Below are 953 nucleotides of genomic sequence, written 5' to 3' on the forward strand. Positions count from 1 at the left end.
CCGCGTCATCCGATCCTCCAGTCGTTCAAGCGCCCTTTCCTTCACCTAGCACATCTCGTCGCATCTTGCCGCCATAGAAATGGAAGAACGGCACCGGCGCATCGTGGTGGAGCGAGCCGGTCGCAAGGCTGGTGTCGAGCTCGTTGAGCACGTTGCGCGTCGTCGGATGCAGGTCGGCGAGCGGCTTCGAGCCGAGATCGACCCGGACCAGCTCCGAATCGGGGGCGGATCATCGAACCAATCCGCCGCTCGCTCCGACCAAGCCATGACCTCGTGAGGAGACCATCAATGGCAGGCGCGATGACAGTGGATGGCGGCATGGTCCGCATCGACCGCCCCATGCCCTGGATCGGCCGGCTGCTGTCGCTGCCGCTGCTGGCGGCGAGTAGCTATCTGCTCTGGAATGTCGCACTCGGCCTGCGCCAGGATTTTTCCGGCTTCGGCCGGCTCGCCGATGACCTCGTGCCGGTGCTGGTGTTCACCGGCCTTGGGCTGCTCGTCGGTATCCCCGGCCTGATCCTGCTCACCTTCCGCTATTTCGTCGTGCTCAACGAGACGCTGCGCCAGATCGTCATCACCAGCCAGTTCGGCCCGCTGAATATTCGCAAGCACCGCAATCTCGCCGACTATCATTTCATCAGCATCACCGACGATTACGACGCGGATCTGACGACCTATGACGTCAATCTCTGCGGCAGCGAGGGCACCGAGCCGATCAACCTGATGAGCTTCACCAGGCGCGAGGAGGCCGACAAGCTCGCGGGCGAGATCGGCCGCCTTCTCAAGCTGCCGGCGCGCGACTATGTCGGCACCGAGCCGGATGATCCTGATCTGCAGGATCCGCCGGCGCCACGGGCCGCATAAAGGCCCGGCCACGGCCTGTTGCTACTCGCTTCGGAAATTGCCATCCTTACGGCCGCTCACCGCAATGGATGGCCATGAACTCTGCGAAT

The 953-nt window shown here is 63.4% G+C and carries 1 protein-coding gene and 1 pseudogene; one reads left to right on the forward strand and one right to left on the reverse strand.

Going from position 1 to position 953, the window contains the following annotated elements:
* Positions 1-25: 25 nt before the first annotated feature.
* A pseudogene (locus AC1D00_RS42915) lies at positions 26-214 on the reverse strand (NUDIX hydrolase); the annotation flags it as partial.
* A gap of 74 nt (positions 215-288) precedes the next feature.
* Here AC1D00_RS42915 and AC1D00_RS42920 point away from each other — a divergent pair.
* Entirely contained in the window at positions 289-864 is a 576-nt protein-coding gene (locus AC1D00_RS42920) for a hypothetical protein (RefSeq protein WP_477014894.1), read from the forward strand.
* Positions 865-953: the final 89 nt, after the last annotated feature.

This window comes from Bradyrhizobium sp. P2_E8, assembly GCF_056403875.1.